This is a genomic window from Kitasatospora sp. NPDC030952 (genome assembly GCF_055571335.1).
The window spans coordinates 277,215-297,097 of the sequence record NZ_JBVIFM010000006.1 but is presented as its reverse complement, the minus strand read 5'-3'; the positions used below and the strand labels follow the sequence as shown (position 1 = coordinate 297,097).

The 19,883-nt window shown below is 72.4% G+C and carries 8 protein-coding genes and 1 pseudogene; 4 read left to right on the top strand and 5 right to left on the bottom strand.

Going from position 1 to position 19,883, the window contains the following annotated elements; all coding sequences use genetic code 11:
• Nucleotides 1-40: 40 nt before the first annotated feature.
• Complete coding sequence (locus ACZ47G_RS14895) at nt 41-1,258, bottom strand: alpha/beta hydrolase family protein (protein ID WP_465742541.1); 1,218 nt, start codon at nt 1,256-1,258, stop codon at nt 41-43.
• Nucleotides 1,259-1,485: 227 nt separating this feature from the next.
• Nucleotides 1,486-1,848 carry a hypothetical protein gene (locus ACZ47G_RS14890; RefSeq protein ID WP_465742539.1) on the bottom strand — a complete coding sequence of 121 codons (363 nt, stop codon included), beginning with the start codon at nt 1,846-1,848 and terminating at the stop codon, nt 1,486-1,488.
• Between the two features lie 251 nt (nt 1,849-2,099).
• On the opposite strand from ACZ47G_RS14890, the gene ACZ47G_RS14885 reads away from it, so the two are divergent.
• Nucleotides 2,100-3,071, top strand: coding sequence for a DUF4331 family protein (locus ACZ47G_RS14885; protein WP_465742537.1), 972 nt, complete (start codon nt 2,100-2,102; stop codon nt 3,069-3,071).
• 329 nt (nt 3,072-3,400) lie between these two features.
• Here the strand turns inward: ACZ47G_RS14885 and ACZ47G_RS14880 are convergent, their stop codons facing one another.
• The 3 genes from ACZ47G_RS14880 to ACZ47G_RS14870 form a co-directional block, all read right to left on the bottom strand.
• On the bottom strand, nt 3,401-3,835 hold the full coding sequence (locus ACZ47G_RS14880) for a hypothetical protein (RefSeq protein WP_465742535.1): 435 nt from the start codon (nt 3,833-3,835) through the stop codon (nt 3,401-3,403).
• Between the two features lie 100 nt (nt 3,836-3,935).
• On the bottom strand, nt 3,936-11,921 hold the full coding sequence (locus ACZ47G_RS14875) for a ricin-type beta-trefoil lectin domain protein (protein WP_465742533.1): 7,986 nt from the start codon (nt 11,919-11,921) through the stop codon (nt 3,936-3,938).
• 260 nt (nt 11,922-12,181) lie between these two features.
• A complete protein-coding gene (locus ACZ47G_RS14870) occupies nt 12,182-15,421 on the bottom strand; it encodes an EAL domain-containing protein (RefSeq protein WP_465742531.1) in 3,240 nt (1,079 codons plus the stop codon).
• A 150-nt stretch (nt 15,422-15,571) separates the two neighbouring features.
• Here ACZ47G_RS14870 and ACZ47G_RS14865 point away from each other — a divergent pair.
• The 3 genes and pseudogenes from ACZ47G_RS14865 to ACZ47G_RS14855 form a co-directional block, all read left to right on the top strand.
• Nucleotides 15,572-15,811 (top strand): annotated as a pseudogene (locus tag ACZ47G_RS14865) (MbtH family NRPS accessory protein); the annotation flags it as partial.
• Nucleotides 15,812-15,817: 6 nt separating this feature from the next.
• Complete coding sequence (locus ACZ47G_RS14860; RefSeq protein WP_465742658.1) at nt 15,818-19,102, top strand: non-ribosomal peptide synthetase family protein; 3,285 nt, start codon at nt 15,818-15,820, stop codon at nt 19,100-19,102.
• Complete coding sequence (locus tag ACZ47G_RS14855) at nt 19,099-19,878, top strand: leucyl/phenylalanyl-tRNA--protein transferase (protein WP_465742529.1); 780 nt, start codon at nt 19,099-19,101, stop codon at nt 19,876-19,878. Before ACZ47G_RS14860 ends, ACZ47G_RS14855 begins: the two co-directional genes overlap by 4 nt.
• Nucleotides 19,879-19,883 lie beyond the last annotated feature (5 nt).

Below are 19,883 nucleotides of genomic sequence, written 5' to 3'. Positions count from 1 at the left end.
CGTGCCGGCCGCCCCCGTACCGGCCTCCCCGTTTCCGGCCTCACGGCAGGAACTTGACCTCCGGGAACTTCGGGGACGGGCCGTCGAGGAGGGCGCCGCGGCGGTGCCGGAGGTGGCGGTCGAAGAAGGCGAGCGGGTAGGCCTGCTGGATGCGGACCGAGCTGTCGGCGGGCAGGGTGCCGACCTGCTGCTGGATCTGCTGCTCGGGGATGCCGAGCACCTTGCCGACCTGGGGAAGCAGGACGGCGGCGTCCTCGTAGGAGCCGTGGACGACGCCGTCGGCCTGGATGTTGAGCCGCCAGCCGTGCAGGTGGTTCCAGAAGGTGACGGCGTCCGGGTTCTGGTCGCGGCCGAACTCGGCGGTCATCATCATGAACGGCCGGTCGAGGTCGGTGATGGTGATCGCCGCCATCGGACCGTCGATGGCGAAGCCGGCCCGGACCCGGCGGTCGGCCATGATGACGGCGGCGGTGGCCGAACCGCCCTTGGACCAGCCGAACATGCCGACGTCGAGCGGGTCGGGGGCGCCGAGCAGGCCCTCGGGGAGGGTCTTGCCGTCGACGTCGGGGTTGCGTCCGGCGGCGAGTTCCTCGACGCAGTCCAGCACGAAGCGGGCGTCGGCGGCGCAGTCGTTCGGGCCGATCCGGGGGGCGCCCTCGATCCACGGGGTGAGCACGCGGCCGTCGGGGAACTCGGTGAAGGCGTCCCAGGTGTGGTCGACGGTGACCACGACGTAGCCGTGGCTGGCGAGTTCCTGGACGATGACGGTGTTGACGGCCCGGTGGGCGTGGGCGCCGTGCGAGTAGACGATGACGGGAAGCCGGTGGCCGGGGCGGTGGACGGGCGCGCCCAGGCGGGCCGCGGTGAGCGGGGCAAGGGTGAGCGGGAGCTGGTAGCCGGCGTCGTCCAGGAAGGCCTTCAGGGCGCCGTCGCTCAGCCAGGGGGCGAGCGGGAGTTCGTCGGCCTTCCGGGCCGGGTACCAGACGGCGGCCATCAGCTCGCGGTACCGGCCGGCGCCGGCGAACGGGTCCGGCCGGGAGGTGTCGCGCAGGTGCAGGTCGACGGTGCCGACGCGGTGCGGGCCGGTGGGCTCGGGCAGGGTGAGCCGGCCCGGCGTGGGAACGGGTGCCGGGGTGGGGGCGTCCGCCCGGGCGGTGGAGGCCAGGCCGAGCGGGGCGGCGGCGCCCAGGGCCAGTGCGGTGCCCAGTACGCGACGGCGGGTCGGTCCGGTGGGGCCGGTGAACGGCGTGGTGTCCATGGCGAGGACGCTGTCACGCGCTGCCGGACGGCGGCATCGGCCCACCGATTGATCTCCCGCCCGCCCGCATTGGCCCACGGGTTTACATCCCCGGGCTGATGCGGCGTCAGGCGTGGAAGCGGCAGAGTGGGAAGTCGGCCGGGCCGACTTCCCACTCCTGGCGTTCCGTTTGTTCTGCTTGTTCTGCTTGTTCCGTGCGCGTTGTTCCGTGCGCGCCGGGGGTCCGGTCAGTTGAAGACCAGGACGTCGGTGCGCATCGGCAGCGAGCTGCCCCAGTCGATGTTGATCTTGAAGGTGACGATCCCGTTGCCCGGGGCGATGCTCGACACCTGGAGGGCGGCGGCACCGACGAACCGGTGCCCGTTGGAGTCGATCTCGGAGGCGGTGATGACGACGGTGGAGTCGATCCCGATGACGTTCCACTGGAGCTGGAGGTTGAAGATCCCGTGCGACGGGGTCCAGGTCCACCAGGCCCGGTACACGGAGCCGACGTTGCCGCCGATCGCCGCGAGGTCCCGGCCGTGGCCGGTGGGCTCGGAGTGGCCCGCGATCTGCGGGATCTCGGAGGCGGAGGATTCGGCTGCGGTCATGGCGTCACTCCTTGCGCCGGGAGAGCCCCACGAGCTCTCCGGATACTCCGAGTGTCGGTCCGTGTGCATACCGTAGGCAATCACTCGTGCGAGTGAACAGCGGCGCGTCCCCGGCGTGTCAGCGCCCGCTCCGCCCGCCCGCGTGCGCCGGTCCCGCCCGTCCCGGGTCGCTGCCGCCGATCGGCGGACAGCGCGCCGCCGTGCGGGTGTCGGCGCCGTACCGACGGGCGCCGCCTGTTACCAAAAGCCCCATGTCCCACCACCTCAGCGGCCCCAACCTCCGCTCCCCGCGCGGCGATGCCCGCCTCGACATGACCGACCTGTTCGCCTTCCCGGCGGCCGACGCACCCGGCCGGACCGTGCTGATCCTGAACGTGAACCCGTACGCGCCCACCCAGGCCGCCGAGTTCCACCCCGACGCCGTCTACCGGATCAACATCGACAGCGATGGCGACCACCGCGCCGACGTCGCGTACTCCTTCACCTTCTCCGCCCCGGAGAGCGGGACCGGCGCACAGACCGTCACCGTCCACCGGTCCACCGGCTCCGCCGCCCAGAAGCACGAACCGGCCGGCGACGTGCTCTTCTCCGACGCCCCGGTGGCCTTCGGCGACGCGCCCGACGTGATCGAGGCCAACGGCTACAAGCTCTCCGTCGGCCTGCGCAGCGACCCCTTCTTCGCCGACCTCGAAGGCATCGTCAACGACTTCACCTGGACCGGCAAGGACGCGATGGCCGGCGCCAACGTCTTCGGCATCGCCCTCGAAGTCCCGGACGCCGACCTCGGCCCGGACCCGGCCATCGGCCTCTGGGGCCGGGTCAGCCTGCGCCAGGACGGCCGGCTGATCTCCGTCGACCGGGGCGCCCACCCGTCCCTCACCGCCTACTTCAACACCGAGGAGGTCAAGGACGCGTACAACGCGGGCGAGCCCGCCGACGACTGGGACACCTACCGCGAGCCCTGGACGGCCGTTCTCCAGCACACCGGCGACTACACCACCGAGGCCGCCACCGAGACCCTCAAGCTCGTCCTCCCCGACATCCTCCGCTACGACCGCTCCCGTCCGGCCGGCTACCCCAACGGCCGCACCCTGGTCGACGACGTGACCTCCGCCCGGCTCACCATGGTCTCCGGCGGCAAGGTCACCAGCGACCACATCGGCCCCCACACCGACCTGCTCCCGACCTTCCCGCACCTGGGGCACCCGCACCCGGTCAAGTAGCCCCCCGCCGCCCGGTTGACCGGCCCGCCGCGAGCCCCGCGGCGGGCCGGTCGCCGTCCTCGGCACCGGCTTCCCCGACCTCCTCGGCCTCCTGCGCGCCGAGAGCCCCTCAGTCGGCCCCGCGCAACCCCGCCGACAACGCCGCCGGCAACGGCAACGTCGGGGCCCCAAGCCCGGCCTCCAGCGCCCTCGACCGCCCCTCGCCAAACACGTCATGGTTCGTGCCGGAACGTTGTGAGAATTCAGCGGAGTTGGGCTCGTGGCGATCCACTGGAGGATTCAGACGGACCATGGCAAAGGGGGGCGCAGAAAGCCGCCCAGGTTGCCCCTCAGATACCGTGCGAGGCAACCCGCACCCTTTCCATGTCGGCCACGAGCGATTCCACCCTCGTGTTCGCCTTCCTGCCCCAGCCGTATCCCGCCAGTAGCGGCAGTTGGTCGGACTTGCCGTTGGTCAGCACCAGTTCGGGGAGGTCGGAGGAGAAGAGCAGTCCCGAAGTGGTGGCGGATTCCACTCTCTCGATCTCGGACCAGGTGTACGAGCGTGCCCGGAGCAGCCCGGAGTACTTCAGCCCGGACGGCCCGAAGGACACCCCGTACATCGGCGAGCGCACCATCAGAACCAGCGCGGGAACTCCGGTGAGAACGATCGGGATCAGGTCGTCGACCCTGGTGGCGAACGCCGCCGTCGAGGTCGCGATCAGTGCGCACAGGAGCCCGATCAGGAAGTAGACGATCGTCCAGGGACTGCGCCGCTTCTGCATGGTGTTACCCCAGTCACGTTGTGCGCCGGGGCGCCGTCCGGAGACCGGACGGCGCCCTGACATGGTGGTTCAGTGGATCAATGCCCACTGATCGGACAATCTAGAAGTTGAACGGCTTGAAGAAGAAATTCAGCACCGCGGGAACCAGCGTGGCGAGCGTGTAGCCACCGAACACCGGTTGGATCGGACTGCTCGGCTTCACCGGGCTCGTCCTGAGGCTCCAGGCCGGCTTGCTCCAGGGCTTGAAGCCCCGTCGTGCCTCCCGCCAGCGGGACCAGCCGCCGAGTGCGGCGTTACGGCCGGCGGCCGTGACGCCGAAGCTCATGAGGCTGAACGCGCCGTCCGCCGCGTTGGCGCGCCAGGTACGACGCCAGCCACCGCCCTCGGAGGCCCGCTGCTGAGCCCGGACGCCGTATGCGGCACCCTGCATACCGGCACAGGCCGCCCAGCCGACGGCAGGGACCAGGCAGCCGGCGGTTGCCGCACCGGTGGCGAGTGCGCCCCGGTTGTTCTTGACGAACTTTCCGACCGCCTTTGCTTGGCGGGCACCGCGGCAGGAGCCGTTCGGGTTCTTGCCGACCAGGCAGACCCGACCGTCGAGGTCGTAATTGTTGATCGGGTCGCCGAAGCCGTACTCGTAGGCGTTGGCGCTACCGCCCGCGACCGGGTCCGTGGACAGGAAGCGGCCGGTGGCCGGGTTGTAGAGGCGGACGCCCATCAGGATCAGGCCGTCCTGGGCCTCGCCGGAGCGCTGCTTGCCGCCGAGCCAGCCGTAGCGGGTGGCGGGCTGGCCGGTGGCGGGGTTGCCGTACTCGTCGGCGTCGAGGAGGACGGGCTTGGTGAGGGCGGGGTCGCTGGTGAGGACCACCGAGCCGAACAGGTTGGTGAGTTGGAGCTGGGTCTCTCCCTTGTCGGAGATCGTGGCGGCGAGGTCACCGCTGGTACCCGGGACGTAGCGGGTCCAGGCGCCGCTGGCGGGGTCCTCGACGATCCAGCGCGGGCTGTCACCCTCATCGCCGTAGTGGTTGAGCTTGGTGGCGGTGGTGGACCAGCTGCCGTCGGCCTGCTTCTTGGCGGTGGTGCTGCCGTTCAGGCGGCCTGCCGGGTCGAGGGTCCAGGTCTGCCGGGTGTCGGCGGTCTCCTGGGAGGCGACCAGGTCGTTGACCCGGTAGCCGATGGTGGTGCCGGCCGGGGTCTTGACCGTGCGGCCGAACGCGTCGTACTGGTAGCCGGCGTTTGTGATCCGGTCGGCGCTGTCGTAGGTGGTCGTGGTCGTAGCGGCGCCGGCGGTGGTGCAGCTGCCGTCGCCGGCTGGCCCCGAGAGGTCCTTGCTCGTGCGGTTGTAGTGGTTGTCGTAGGTGTAGATCCGGGTGGTGCAGCCGCTGCTGGTGCTGCCGTGTTCCGCCTTGACCAGGCGGCCCAGGCGGTCGTAGCCGTAGCTCTTGCTACCGGTGCCGGTGCTGTCCTTCACCACCTGGCCCTGGGTGGAGACCTCGTTGGTCTGCGCCCAGATCACCGCGCTGTCCGAGGCCCGGGTGTAGCTGCGGGCCACGGCCTTTCCGGAGGCGTTGAGCGTGTCCTTGCGGACGATGCCACCGGGGTAGGTCTGCTCGACGAGCTGCCCGTCCGGACTGTACTTGGCGGTGAACTCGCCGGCCTTGCTGTCGGTCACCGAAGTGAGCAGGCCACGCGGTTCCTTGGCCCGGTCGTAGGTGAAGGAGAGCGAGCCGGTGGGGTCGACGACCTTGACCGGCTTGCCGAACTTGTCGTACTCGGTCGTGGTCGTCGCACCGTCGCCGTCGGTGTAGGAGGTGGTCCGGCCGAGGGCGTCGCGGACCGTGCTGACCGATCGGCCGTCCGTGGTGACCTTGACGGTCCCACCGGTGGCGGGGTCGTACGTGGTCTCGGACTTCGGCACCGCCGCGCCCTCGTCGCCGGTGGTCTCGGTGGAGACCGGCCGGTCGACGTCGTCGTACACCGTCGCCGACTTGCGGGTCTTGCCGGCGTTGGTCTCGACGACCTCCTCCGGCTTGCCGCCGCGCGAGTAACGGGTGATCTGCTTGACCGGCAGGGTGGTCGGCATCCGGGCGGAGTCCGCCCCGGTGACGGCCGCGCCCGGGGTCGTGGTGCAGACCAGGCCCGCCCACTCGGGTCGGTTGGCACAGGCGGGAGCGGCCGCGTTGGCACCGGCCGCGTAGTACGCGGTCTTCACGGTGTTGGCGTCGGCGGCGTCGTTGCCTGGGACGCGGGTTTCGACGGTGCGGCCTTGGGCGTCGTAGCTCGTGGTGCTGGTGAGCTTGGCACCCAGCGCGTCGGTGGTGACCGAGGTGGGCTTCTTCAGGGCCCAGCCGGAGGTGCCGCCGATCGGCGTGCCGTAGCCGTTCTTGGCGACGCGCAGCTCGGTGTCGTCGGCGTAGCCGTCGATGCGGGCGCCGTCGGTGGAGGTGGTGACCAGGTGGTAGGCCTGGCCGTCGGGCTTCCCTTCGTCGTAGGTGTTGGTGTTGTGGTCGCGGGCGACCACCGAAGTGCCGACCGGGAGGGTCGGGTTGACGGTCGTCTTGGTGAGGGTGACAGTGTCGATTCCGGTGTGGAAGCGCTCGCCGCCGCTGGCCGCGTTGGTGTCGACCACGGTGAGCTTGAGCTCGTGGTCGCCGCGCGCCAGGTGTACCGATTGGCCGACGGTGAACGGGGCGACCACGCCGGTGGCGATGTAGGTGTCGATCGGCTGGCCGACGTTCTGGCCGTCGATTGCCCACTGGACGATGCCGTGGTCGCTGTTCTTGGTGAGCTGGCCGGAGAGGACGTAGTCGCCCTCCTCGGGGACGCTGACCCGCATGCTGTCGAACGCGCCCGCTGCGGTGCCGCGGATGCCCAGGTGCGCGCCGCCGGACCAGGTGAGGCCGCAGCAGTCGCTGTCGACCTGGATCTTGGTGTTGGTGCCGAGCTGCGGCAGCTTCTCGGCCTCGGAGGTCACGGCGACCGGGGTGGTCTGGCCGTTGACCTGCTCGGCGAGCGCGGCGCGGTAGACCGGGCCGAGGGTCTCCGTCACGTCCAGGCCGTCGGCCGTGTAGACGGTGCGCGCGTCGAGCAGACGGGCGCGGGAGGTGGAGTCGGCGGGCAGGTTCAGTTCGGCCGCGTACTTGTCGGCCTCCGGGTGGGTGCCGAGCGCGATGGAGCGGTTGGTGGCCTCCAGGGTGCGCACGACGTGGCCGTAGCGGTCGTACTCCTTGGTGTCGATGTCACCGCCGGGGGTGACGGACGGGGTGGCGGTGTTGACCTCGTTGCCGGAGGCGTTGAGGTAGTGGACGCTGGCCGGCTTGTAGCCGTCCGGACCGGGCTTGGCGGCCGTGGCCGTGCTGGTGCCAGGGGCGTCCTCGGGGTCGAACACGGCGGTGGCGTCCGTCGGGGCGTCGGTCTGCGCCCACTTGGCCACGTCCGGGCCGGCCAGGTCGTACGGGCCGCCGGCGCCGCGGGTCAGCGGCACGTCGTAGACGACGCTGGTGGCGGTCTCACCGCTGACCTGGTCCTTGGAGCCCTGCGCCAGCGCGGCGCGCCGCACCTTCAGCAGACGGCCCGGGTCCTGGTCGGCGGCGGCCTTGCCGTAGTCGAAGTTCCACGGCAGTTGACCGGCCGGGGTGGCGCGGGTGAGGCGCCCGGCGTCGTCGTAGCCGTAGGTGGTCTTCAACGGGGTGGCCAGACGCGGGTCCCACGCCTCGGCCAGGCGGCCGCGGTCGTCATAGGCGTAGCGGGCGACCTCGACCGCCTCCTGCTTGGAGGTGGCCGGGTTCCACGACCAGGCCTTCACACCGCGCACCCGGTCCAGGTAGTCACCCGGGGCGGACGCGGTGGCCGTGGTGGCCTTGGCGTAGTCGTACTCGAGGACCTGGCAGCCGCGTGGCAGCGGGTCGACGGTGCAGCCGTTGACGTCGTCGACGCCGGGTTCGACGGCTGGGATGACCCGCTTGACCAGCGAGCGGCCGTCGGTGGTGTCGTACTGGTACCGGGTCGTCGAGTTGGCCTCGGGCCCGGTCTCGCTGACCACCTGGTAGATGTTGGAGCCGGCCTGGCGGGCGAAGACGGTCTTCGAGCCGTCCAGCTCGGTCAGCTCGTACGTGGTGCCGGCCGTCTGGACGTCCCAGATCTGGTTGGGGCCCGCCCAGCAGACCCAGATCGAGGCGCCCTTGTCGGCGTCCAGGCACTGGCCCGAGTGCCGGTTGGTCACCGTGTTGTCGGGCCGGACCTCCCACTGCTGGTTGTCGCCGCCGTTGCAGCCCCACAGCGTGAGCGGGGTGCCGTTGGCGACCTGGCCCCACGGGTTGTCCAGGCAGTAGCCCAGCAGCCGCAGGCTGAGGTCGTCGCCGCGGGTCCACTGCTGGTTGGCGGCGCCGGTGCAGGCGGCCGGCTGCAGCCGGGCACCGTTGCCGGCGGCGCCGTTGGGCACCTCCAGGCACTGGCCGGTGGTGGACAGCACGATCGCGCCGGACTTGGCCGGGACGGCCTTGAGGCTCAGGGACTCGGCGCCGGGCTCGGGGAAGAACGTTCCGTCGGTGCCCTTGGCGAAGGTCAGCGAGCTGTCGTCGTTGCCCTTGATCTCGACCAGGTCGGACTGCGGGAACGAGAGCGAACGCAGCTCCGAACCGGTGCCCGCGTCGGGGCCGCCGGCCCACTGGGGGCCGAAGGGGGCGACGATCTCCTTCAGTGACAGGTCGTCGAAGAAGACCTCCTTGCCGCTTCCGGCCGCGTTGCCGTTGTAGAGGCGGAACCAGGCCTCGGTGGCGTCGGCCGGGACGGCCATGTCGACGGTCAGCTGCTGCCAGCCGTCGGTGAAGGAGGCCTTCGGCGAGGCGGTCTCGCCGTAGCCGGCCGGGGTGCGGTAGACGCCGACCATCCGCAGGCCGCGGTTGGCCAGCGGGGTGTCCAGGCCGGTGGCGCCGGGGACGTAGACCCAGCCGGTGAGCCGGTAGGTGCGGCCGGGCTTCATGCCCTGGCCCAGGGTGTACTCGGGGCCGAGTGCGGCGTAGGAGTCCCAGCCGGAGGCGGCCGGGCTGATCAGCAGCGAGTCGGTCGAGCTGTCGTGGCCGCGCGCCGTGGAGCGTGTGACGGTGGCCTGACCGGGAGTGAAGCCCGCGGTGTCGGTGCCGATCTGACGCTGGTTGATGGTCAGTCGCTCGCCCTGTGGCTGCCAGCCGCGACCGAGGTCGCGGGAGGACGCGGTACGGCTGACCGAGGTGCCGAACGCGCCGGCGTCCGTGGTGCTGGTGGTGTAGTCACCGGTGAGCAGGTTCACCGAACCCGGGCCCACCTCGGTGGTGGCCGCGCCGTCGGCGTTGCGGTCGACCGTCATGGTGTTCCAGACGGTGGTGTAGCCGTTGCCGGAGCCGTCCTCGGGGAACAGCACGGCGCGGACCTGGACGACGCCGCCGACCTGGCCGAGGGTGTCCAGCACGTTCCAGTTGGCGTGGGTGCCGAGATCCGCCAACCGCGGCTTGTCCTCGGTGACCGGGGTGTTGTCCGCCTTGGTGAGGTTGGTGCGCGGGACGTTGTACTCGGTGGCGCCGGGGCCGCGACGGTACTGGTAGACGACCCGCTTGAACTGGGTCTGCGCGTCGACCGAGAGCTTGACGCGCTTGGCGGCCTGGGTGCCGTTGACCGGCGAGCTGATGCCGGCCTGGCCGACGTGGAAGGTGTACGTCGCGGGCGGGGACAGGTTGCCCGCACGGTCCTTGGACTGCACGGACAGGACGCGCCGGCCCTCGGTGGTCGGGGTGATCGACAGGGTATGTGCCCCGGTGGCGTTGACCGTGACGGGGGTGCCGCCGTCCAGGGTGTAGACGTAGGCCGCCGTGTCGTCGGTGCCGGGGGCGGGTGAGAAGGTGAACGAGCCCGCCTGGTTGGCGGTGCCGTGCCAGAGGCCGTCCGCCGGGTAGTCGGACGAACTCACGAACGGTGTACCGGGCTTGACGGTGTCGATGATGAAGCTGGTGCCGACCCAGCCGGACGCGGAGCGCTCGTCCGAGACACGCGCCCAGATCCCGTACGTCACTCCCTCGTCGAGCTTGGCGATGCCGAGATCGGCCGGAGTGATCTGTGCGTAGGTGTTCGCGGGAACCTTGCGGTAGATGCCGGTCACGTACGAACCGTTGCGCCACAGGTCGAAGTTGACCCCGACCTCGCCGCCGTCCGGATCGGCCGCGAGGACCTGGAAGCGGGGCGTCGCCGAGTTCGTGTAGCGCGGGTCGCCCTGCTGGGAGGGCAGGAGGTCGACCACGGAGGGCGTCGGCGGAACCGAGTTGTACGTGATCGAGACGAACGGCGGCCAGTAGCCCTCCGCGGAGCTGAACCGCTTCCAGGACAGGCTGCTGGACTCGTCGGCCGCCTTGAGGGCGAAGCCGTAGTCGCCGTAGCCGAACCCGGCGAAGTACCGGATCATCTCGGTGACGTCGGCGTTGGCCCAGAACGATCCGTCCGGGGCGTAGCAGTCGTGGTTGTCACCGTCGCCCGCCACGTCGTACGTGTCGTTCGAGGTGGCCCACTTCTTCTCCATGGCGGGCTGGTTGCCCCAGCGGGTCCACCCGGCCGCGCCGCCCGCGTTCCAGACCTCCCACTGCTTCGGGGTGCACGAGGCGGAGTGGTAGTTGGCGAGGTGGAGCGTGGCGCCCAGGATCTGCTTGCCGTTGAACGGGCCGCCCGGGATGGTCAGGAAGGACCGGGCCACGACCTTGCCGTCGTAGCTGCCCAGTTTGAGGTCGGTCGACGCGGAGGCGTCGATGTTCTCGTTGGTCTGGACGTAGGTGTCGAAGGTCGTGCCGACGTCCACCACCGGGTCGATGGTGACCGGGAACTGGGTCTTCGGGTCGGCGAGGAACGCCGCGTCCGGGGTGAACACCAGCTCGGTGTCGGCGCCCTGGCCGCGCAGCTCCATCGTCACCGGGCCGCGGTTCAGGTGCTCCTGGGAGGCCTGGTCGACGGCGGCGTCCCACATGACGGGGGCCGGGATCCGGACGACCGTCTTGCCGTTCGGCTTGTCGAGCAGCTGGATCGAACCGTCCTGCTGCGGGGCGACGCTGAGGCCGGTGGTGTCGAGCGGGATCGTCATGGTGCCGGTCTGGGCGACGGCGGCGCGGTCCTTGACGATCAGGAACTGCTCGAAGCCGGTCCGGGTGGCCTCCAGGACCAGGTCGACGCCCGGGCGGGCGTTGACGTAAGTGGCCTTGTTGCCCTCCAGCTTGGGCTTGGGCAGCTTGCCGAGCCAGCCGAATGTGACCTGCTGCTCACCGGCGCCGATCTTGACCAGCTCGCGCTCGGCGGGCTTCGGGTCGGCGGGCTTCGGGTCGGTCGGCTTCGGGTCGGCGGCCGGGGCCGCGGCGGCGCGGGCGCCGGCGCGGGAGGCCCGGGTCGCCTCGGCCGACGGCGAAGCGGTCGGGGATGCCGACGGTGAGGCAGTGGCCGACGTCGAGCCACCCGCTGACGGCGTGGCGGCGGGGGTGGTGGGCGTGCCGGTGGTCGGCGTGCCGGTGGTGGGCGTGCCGGTGGCGGTCGGCGTGACGCTGGGCGCCGTCGTCGGGGCGGTAGTCGGAGCGCTGTTGGGCGCCGTCGTCGCCCCGGCGCTCGGCAGGCTGTCGCCCACCGTCACCCCGGCGTCGCCGCCCTCGAAGACCACCCCGCCCGGGTGGGCCTTCGGCGCGACCTTGCCGTCCGGCGTCTGCACCAGGGTGGTGTCGACGGGCACCCAGGCCTCGCCGACCTTCATCCGGATCGGCCCGGTGGACCGGTCGGAGGTGAGGGTGCCGTCCGGGTTGGCCCACAGGGTGGTGAACTCGGTGCGCGCGCCGGTGACTTCGATCCGCCGCTTCTGCAGCCGGGCCGAGAGCAGGGCGGACGCCTCGTCGGGCGCCTCGGTGGCCGGGGCGGCCGGGGGCGCGGGGGGCGTGGGCGCGGCGACGGCGGGGGCCGCCGTGATGGCGTCCACCGCGACACCGGTCTGCACCAGCAGACCGAGCGTCAGGATCGCGGCTATTCGCCGGCTCCTGCGCGTGGAGAAGGCCCCGTCCGTGGAACCGGACGAGGCCTGAGACCGTCGTGACATCAAGACTCTCTCAAGAGATTGCCATTGTTGGTAAAGGCTTCTGCAAAGCCGAACGACAATCTCTCATTCCCGGCAGACCCCCGGTGACCAGCCAGGATGAAGATTCCGTAACGGATCACTCACCCAGGGTGCTAATTGGTGGTGGTTTGTCGAGAAAAGGGGGGAATGACTGGGTCGGCGCGGGGGGCTTCGGCATGACCTGGGTGATTGTTATTTGCCGGTACTTTTCCGGCCCATTGCCTTGTTGACGCGGTTTCTGATTACGCCGGCTCGTACGTCGTCCGGCGGACCAGGGCGCGGGCCTGGGGGCCGTCCATCGGGTGGGCGAAGAGGTAGCCCTGGCCCAGGGGGCAGCCCATGGCGGCGAGCAGGTCGCGCTGGTCGGGGTGTTCGATGCCCTCGGCGATGACCTGGACGCCGAGGGTGTCGGCGATCCGGGTGATGCCCTCGACCAGGGCGTACTGCTGGGGGGAGAGGCCGAGGCCGTCGATGAAGGACTTGTCGATCTTCAGCAGGGAGATGGGGAACTCCCGCAGGTACGACAGCGAGGAGTAGCCGGTGCCGAAGTCGTCGATGGCGAGGCCGATGCCGAGGTCGCCGAGGGTGGCCATGTCGGCGCGCAGGCGGTCGTCGCGGCGCATCAGGACGGATTCGGTGAGTTCCAGGACGAGGGTGCGCGGGTCGATGCCGGAGGTGTCCAGGGCGTGGCGCACCACGTCGACGAAGCCGGCGTCGCGGAACTGGCGGGCGGAGACGTTGACGTTGACCCGCAGCGGTGGGCGGCCGGTGGCGGTGCGGGCGGCGGAGCTGGCGGCGTGCCAGGCTGCGGCCTCCTCGGCGGCGCGTTCCAGGACCCAGGCGCCGAGCGGGACGATCTGGCCGCTCTCCTCCGCGAGCGAGATGAACTCGTCGGGGAGCACCATGCCGCGCCGGTCGTGGGGCCAGCGGACGAGGGCTTCGAAGGCGACCAGGTCGCCGGTGCGCAGGTCGACGATCGGCTGGTAGTACAGCTGGAAGGCCGATTCGGCGATGGCGGAGTCCAGGTTCTCGTTCATCTCGTGCCGCTCGACCATCCCGGCCTGCAGGGCCGGCCGGTAGTGGCACCACTGGCGGCGGCCGGCCGCCTTCGCCGAGTAGAGCGCGAGGTCGGCGTGGGCGAGCAGTTCGGTGGAGTCCACGCTGTCCTCGGTGGTCGCGACGCCGATGCTGGCGCTGACCCGGACGGCGCCCGCGCTGAGCTTGAACGGTTCGGTGAACACCGAGAGCACGCCGGCCGCGATGGTGTCCACGTCGGCGGGGCAGTAGGCGTCCTCGACCAGGACGGCGAACTCGTCGCCGCCGAGCCGGGCGGCGGTGTCGGAGCTGCGCAGCGCGGTGGAGATCCGCAGCGAGACGGCGACCAGCAGTTCGTCGCCGACCGCGTGGCCCTGGGTGTCGTTGACCACCTTGAAGTCGTCCAGGTCGATGAACAGCACCCCGGTGACGGCCCCGCTGCGCTCGCCGCGGGAGAGAGCGTGGCCGACCCGGTCCTGGAACAGCACCCGGTTGGCGAGGCCGGTCAGCGAGTCGTGGAAGGCCCGGTGGGTCAGCTCGCGCTCCATCTGGCGCTGCTCGGTGACGTCGCGCAGGGTGAGCACCAGGCCGCCGACCGTCGGGTCGTCCCGCAGGTCGGTGTAGCGGACCTCGGCCTCGATCGGGGTGTGGTCCAGGCGCAGCAGCCGCCAGTGCTCGCGCGGCTGGTCGCCGCGGGGCGGCTCGGCGGGGTCGCGCATCCGGGCCAGCGCCTTGCCGACCTCCCGGCTGTCCTCGGGCGGGACGAGGTCGGTCAGCAGGGTGCCGTCCAGGCTGGGGTGGCCGAGCACCCGCTGGGCGGAGGAGGAGGCGTAGCGGATGCCGTCGTCGGCGTCGAGGATCAGGATGACGTCGCCGGCGTTCTGCACCAGGGTGCGGAAGTACAGCTCGCTGTTGCGCCGGGTGACCTCCTGGCTCAGCACCACGCGTTCGACGGCCAGCGCCGCCTGGCCGGCCAGGATCTCCAGCGAGCCCCAGAGGCTGGTGAGTTCCTGCTCGGTGCCGGTGACGACGAGCGAGCCGATCAGCGGGTCACCGGAGGGGCGTTCGGCCAGCATGAGCGGGCAGACCAGGGCGGCGGGCATGCCGCCGAGCTGGTCGGGCAGGTCGACGGAGTCGGCGGGTAGCAGCCGGGTCTCGCGGTGGGCGGCGAGGCCGGCGAGGACCTCGTCCTCCTGCAGGGTGGGGAGGTTCGGGGCGGGGAGGTTCGGAGTAGGGCGGTTCGGAGTAGGGCGGTGCGGGGAGGCGCCCCCGGGGCCGCTGAGGCCCTTGGCCGACCCCCGGGCCGAGCCCCCGCCGTCCGCACGGTCGCCGGCCCGCCGGACGTGCAGCACCCCGGACTCCGCCACCGCCAGCAGGGCGACGTGCCCGCGCTCGGCCGGCATCAGGGTGGAGGCGGCGGCCTGGACGGCGTCCGCGACCTCCGCCACCGTGACGGCCGCGGTCAGCCGGGCGCCCGCCTGGCGCAGGGCCCGTTCCCGGGCCACCGCCTGCCGGCGGGCGACCACGACGACGGCCAGCCGGGCCAGCACCAGCAGGTACAGCAGGGCGGAGAAGGCGCCGATCACGCCGGCGTTGCCGGTGCTCCCGGCCAGCGACTCGATGATCAGCATGCCGGGCGCGATCAGCGAGGCGAGGGTCAGCAGGACGAGCCGGCCGGCCGAGAGGTCGGGCTGCTGGGTGGGAACGGGTCTGGTCAGTTCGACCATCGAGGGGTGCAGCGCGGCCGCGCCCCAGGCGGTGTAGAACGCGGCCCAGCCGAGTTCCACGCCGGTGCCGATCCGCCAGTGCCCGTGCAGCTGGATCAGCCCGTAGAGGATGTCGGAGGTGAGCAGGCCGAGGGCGCCGACGGTGAGCAGTTGCAGCGAGCGGGAGTTGCCGCCGCGCGGGGTCAACAGCCGTAGCAGCAGGGCGAGGACGACCACGTCGCCGAGCGGGTAGGCGATCGAGACGGCCTTCTGCACCCAGGTGAGGTCCGGGTTCCGGGCGTACGGGAGGATCAGGTAGATCCAGGCGAGCAGCGCCAGGCCGAGCGTGATGATCAGGGCGTCCAGCAGCCCGGCGCGGTCCTGGCGGGCGGTGCGCCAGCGGATGAAGCCGAGCAGACCGGCCGCGTACAGCAGGAACTCGGCGAGGTAGAAGCCGTCGGCGACGGAGGGGAACGGGTTGTTCAGGTGCAGGATGTCGAGTTGCAGGGCCTGCACCGCCTCGCCGGTGGTGAAGCTGAGGTTGGCGAGCGCCAGCAGGTACCAGAACAGCGGGTGACGGGGGCGGTTGAGCCGGACGCCGACCACGACGGCGGCGACGCCGCCCAGGCCCATGCCCGTCCACCAGATGATCCGGAGGCCGGGGTCGGCGAAGTAGATGCCGGTGAACAGCACCATCCAGAGCAGGTAACAGACCATCAGGCGTTGTCGCCGGCGAGTCAACGAGGCTACCTCCTCCGCGGCACCACCCCGCCGGTCGGGCGGGGGAGTTCGGGCGAGGGCGGAACTGGCGTACGGGCCCCGCGGCCGGTTCGGCCCACGGGAGAGTGACGTCCGGCGGTCCGTGCGACGGACGTTGTCGGTGTCCCCTGAGTGCGTATAGTCGGAAATGTCGCACCTCCCAGCATTCTGCCGCTTCAGCACGAGGTCAAGCCGGTGGACGACGCAGCCGACAGCGCACTGGGCGCACGCACGGATGTGAACTCCGGGCGTCACGCCGTGGTAGCCAACGACGACGGTCAGTACGGGCTCTGGCCCGTGGAGCCCGGGGACCTGCCACTGCCCGCCGGGTGGCGGCAAGTTTACGGGCCGGCCGGGCGGGCCCGGTGCCGGGCCTGGGTGGAGCGGAACGCGCCCGGCCCGGCAGGCGGGTCCGCCGGCGCCGGGTTCGGCCGCGCGGGGTCCGTCCGCGCCGGGTTCGTCCGCGCCGGGTTCGCGGAGACGGTGCACGGGCTGTTCCGGAACCGGGCCGCCCACGACCCGACGGCGATCGCGGTGGTGGGGGAGGAGGTCACGCTGAGCTACCGCGAACTGGACGCGCGCAGTGACCGGCTGGCCGCCGAGCTACGGGCCCGGGGGGTGGGGCCGGAGCAGGTGGTGCCGGTGTGCCTGGGGCGCGGGGTGGAGCTGGTGGTGGCCTGGCTGGGGGTGCTCAAGGCGGGCGGGGCGTTCCTGCCACTGGATCCGGCGCATCCGGAGCGGCGGCTCGCGGGGCTGGTGGCGGACAGCGGGGCGCGGGTCGCGGTCACGGACGGTCGCGGGTTCGACGGGGTGGAGCGGGTGGCACCGGACGTCGCCGGAACGGCACCGGACGTCGCCGGAACGGCACCGGACGTCGACGGCAGGGCACCGGAGGTCGACGGAGCGGCGCCGCCGGTGCCGGACGAGGCCGCCGTACCCGACGAAGCTGCCGCGCCGGATGAAGCCGCCACGCCCGACGAAGCCGCCACGCCCGACGACCTCGCCTACCTGATCTACACCTCCGGCACCACCGGCCGCCCCAAGGGCGTCCCGGTCACGCACCGTTCGCTGGTGTTCACCCTCGACCGGGTGATCCACGCCTACCGCCTCGCCCCCGGCGAGCGGGTGCTCCAGCTGGCCGCGCTCGGCGCCGACACCGCGCTGGAGCAGGTGTTCTCGGCGCTGCTCGCCGGGGCGACGGTGGTGCTCGGCGGCCGCGACACCTGGGCGCCCACCGAGCTGGTCCACCGGCTGCCCCGGCTCGGCCTGGCCGTCGCCGACTTCACGCCCGCCTACTGGCACCACGTGCTGGACCTGCTGCCGCCCGGCGGCCCGGCCCCGGACGGGCTGCGGCTGGTGGTGGTCGGCGGGGACGTGGTGCACGCCGACGACTGCCGGGCCTGCGCGGAGCGGCTGCCGGGGGTGCGGCTGGTCAACGCGTACGGGGTGACCGAGGCCGCCGTCACCTCCTTGCACGGCGAGGTCACCCCGGAGCTGCTGGACTCCCCGACCGCGCCGGTGCCGATCGGGCGGCCGCTGCCGGGGGTGCGGGTGCACGTACTGGACGAGCGGATGCGACCGGTGCGGCCCGGCGAGCGGGGCGAGATCCACCTCGGCGGGCCCGGCCTCGCCCGGGGCTACTGGCGGCAGGCCGGGCTCACCGCCGAATCGTTCCGGCCCGATCCGTACGCGCCGCTGCCCGGCGAGCGGATGTACCGCACCGGGGACGCCGGGCGCTGGCGGACGGACGGGCAGCTGGAGATCCTCGGGCGCTTCGACGACCAGGTGAAGGTGCGCGGGCACCGGGTCGACCCGGCCGAAGTGGAGGCGGTGCTGGCCGCCCACCCGGCGGTGCGGCAGGCCAGGGTCGCGGCCGACGGCAGCGCGCCGGACGGCAGCCGGGTGCTCACCGCGTACTACACGCTCGGCGACTGGGCGGTGCCCCCCGAGGGGCTGCGGGGGTTCCTCGCGGAGCGGCTTCCGGAGTACCTCGTCCCGGCGGAGTTCGTGCCGCTGGAGGCCATGCCGCTCACCGCGGCGGGGAAGATCGACCGGCGCTCGCTGCCGCACGCCGCGGTCCGGACGGCGGGCCCGGACGCCGCTGCCGCCTCCGCCTCCGCCTCCGCCTCCCCTCCCGCCTTCGCCCCGCTTCGGACGGCGGCCCCGGCCGCCGCTCCCGCCTCCGCTCTCGCCGCCGCCGGACCGAGCGCCGTGGAGGCCGCCGTCGGCCACCTCTGGGCGGAGCTGCTCGGCGCCGAACTCGTCGGCCCCGAGGACGACTTCTTCGCCCTCGGCGGCACCTCGCTGCTCGCCATGGAGATGCTCGCCCGGGCCCGGATGATGTTCGGCCTGGACGTCGGCCACGTCCGCACCCTCACCCGGGCGCTGCTGCGCTCGCCCGTCCTGCGCGACTTCACCGCCGCACTGCAGGCCGCCCGGGCCGGCGCCGCCCCGGGGGAGGCCGCCGTCGACTGGCAGGCCGAGGCCCGACTCACCGACCCCGTCGGCCAGTCCTGGAGCCCGGCGCCGTCCCGGGCCGAGCCCGCCGAGATCCTGCTCACCGGCGCCACCGGCTTCTGCGGCGCCCACCTGCTGCACGTGCTGCTCGCCACCACCCGGGCGCGGATCCACTGCCTGGTCCGCGCGCCGGACGAGGAGCACGCGCTGGAACGGCTACGCGCCACCCAACAGCGCTTCCTGCGGCACGACTTGGCGGACCACCGGGTGGTGCCGCTGGTCGGGGACCTCGCCGCGGAGCGGCTCGGGCTGGCGGAGCGACGCTTCGACTGGCTGGCCGGGCACCTGGACGCGGTCTACCACCTCGGCGGGCTGGTCAACTTCCTCTACCCGTACCACCAGTTGCGCGCGCCCAACGTCGGCGGCACCCGGGAGCTGATCCGGCTCGCCGGGCACAGCCGGGGCGTGCCCGTGCACTACCTCTCCACCCTCGCCGTGCTGGCCGGGTTCGGCGCGGCCGGTGTCCGGGAGGTCACCGAACGCACCCCGCTCGCCCACCCCGAGCGGCTCGGCGTCGGCTACGTGGAGAGCAAGTGGGTCGCCGAGCAGCTGCTGCACAACGCGGCGGCGGGCGGGTTGCCGGTGACCGTGCTGCGCACCAACGACGTCACCGGGGACCTCGCGGCCGGGGTGATGAACACCGGGACCGAACTCTGCGCGCTGATCAAGTACGTCGCGGACAGCGGAAGTTACCCGGACGTCCAGCTGCCGCTGGACTTCGTGCCCGCCGACCGGTTCGCCCGGGCGGTCGCCCACATCGCCGCGCACGCACCCGCCGACGGCGAGGTCTACCACCTCACCTCGCCGGATCCGGCCGGGCTCCCCGAGCTGGCCGACCGGCTCCGGGCGCGCGGCCACCGGATCGACCGGCTCCCGTACCAGGACTGGGTGCGGCGGCTGGCCCGGTTCGCCGCCGGGCACCCGAACCACCCGATCACGCCGTTCGTCCCACTGTTCGTCGACCGGGCGCCCGGATCCGAACTGTCCATCAGCGAGCTGTACTTCCAGTCGGTGTTCCCGCGCTTCGACCGGCTCAACGCGGAGGCGGCGCTGGACGGCAGCGGGGTCGAACTGCCCGCCGTGGACGGCGCCCTGCTGGACCACTACCTGGCCCGGCTGGCCGACGAAGGGTTCCTGCGACCGTGACCGCGACGGCCTTCGACGCGCTGGACCTCCGACTCGCCCCCGCCGACGGCCCGGTGGCCTTCGGCGGAGCGCTCGGACCGGAGGAGCTGCTGGCGGCCTACCGGCGTGGGCTGTTCCCACTGCCCGCGGCCGACGAGTACGCGAGCGCCTACAACGAGGCGCTGTACGGGGATGCGGCGGAGGCGGGGGAGGTGGCCCTGCTGCCGGGCGGGGCGGACCCGTACGCGCTGGCCTGGTGGTCGCCGGACCCGCGCCCGGTGCTGCGGCCCGGCGCCGTCCGGCTGCCCCGCCGGCTCGCCCGGCGGCTGCGGGGTGCGGTCGAGTGGTGGACGACCGCGGACCAGGCCTTCGGCGAGGTTCTCACGGCCTGTGCGGAAGGGCGCCAACCAGCTTGGCTTACCCAAGAGTTGATGGCGGCACTGGTCGAGCTGAACGCGCGGGGAGCGGCCCACAGCGTCGAGGTGTGGGAGGACGGGGAGCTGATCGGCGGGGTGTTCGGGGTGGCCGTCGGGCCGGTGCTGAGCCTGGACTCGATGTTCCACCGGCGGCCGGACGCCGCCCGGGTCGCCGTCGCCGACCTCGGGGCCCGGTTCGGCGCCGCGGGCGGGCGGCTGCTCGACGCCCAGTGGGACGGGCCGTACGTGCGCAGCCTCGGCGCGGTGCCGATGGAGCGCTCCCGCTACCTCGGCGAGCTCTCGGCGGCGATGACGGTGGTGACGGCGGTGACGACGGACCCGCTGCCGGGTGATCGGCTGCCCGTGACACGGCTATGCTGACCTGG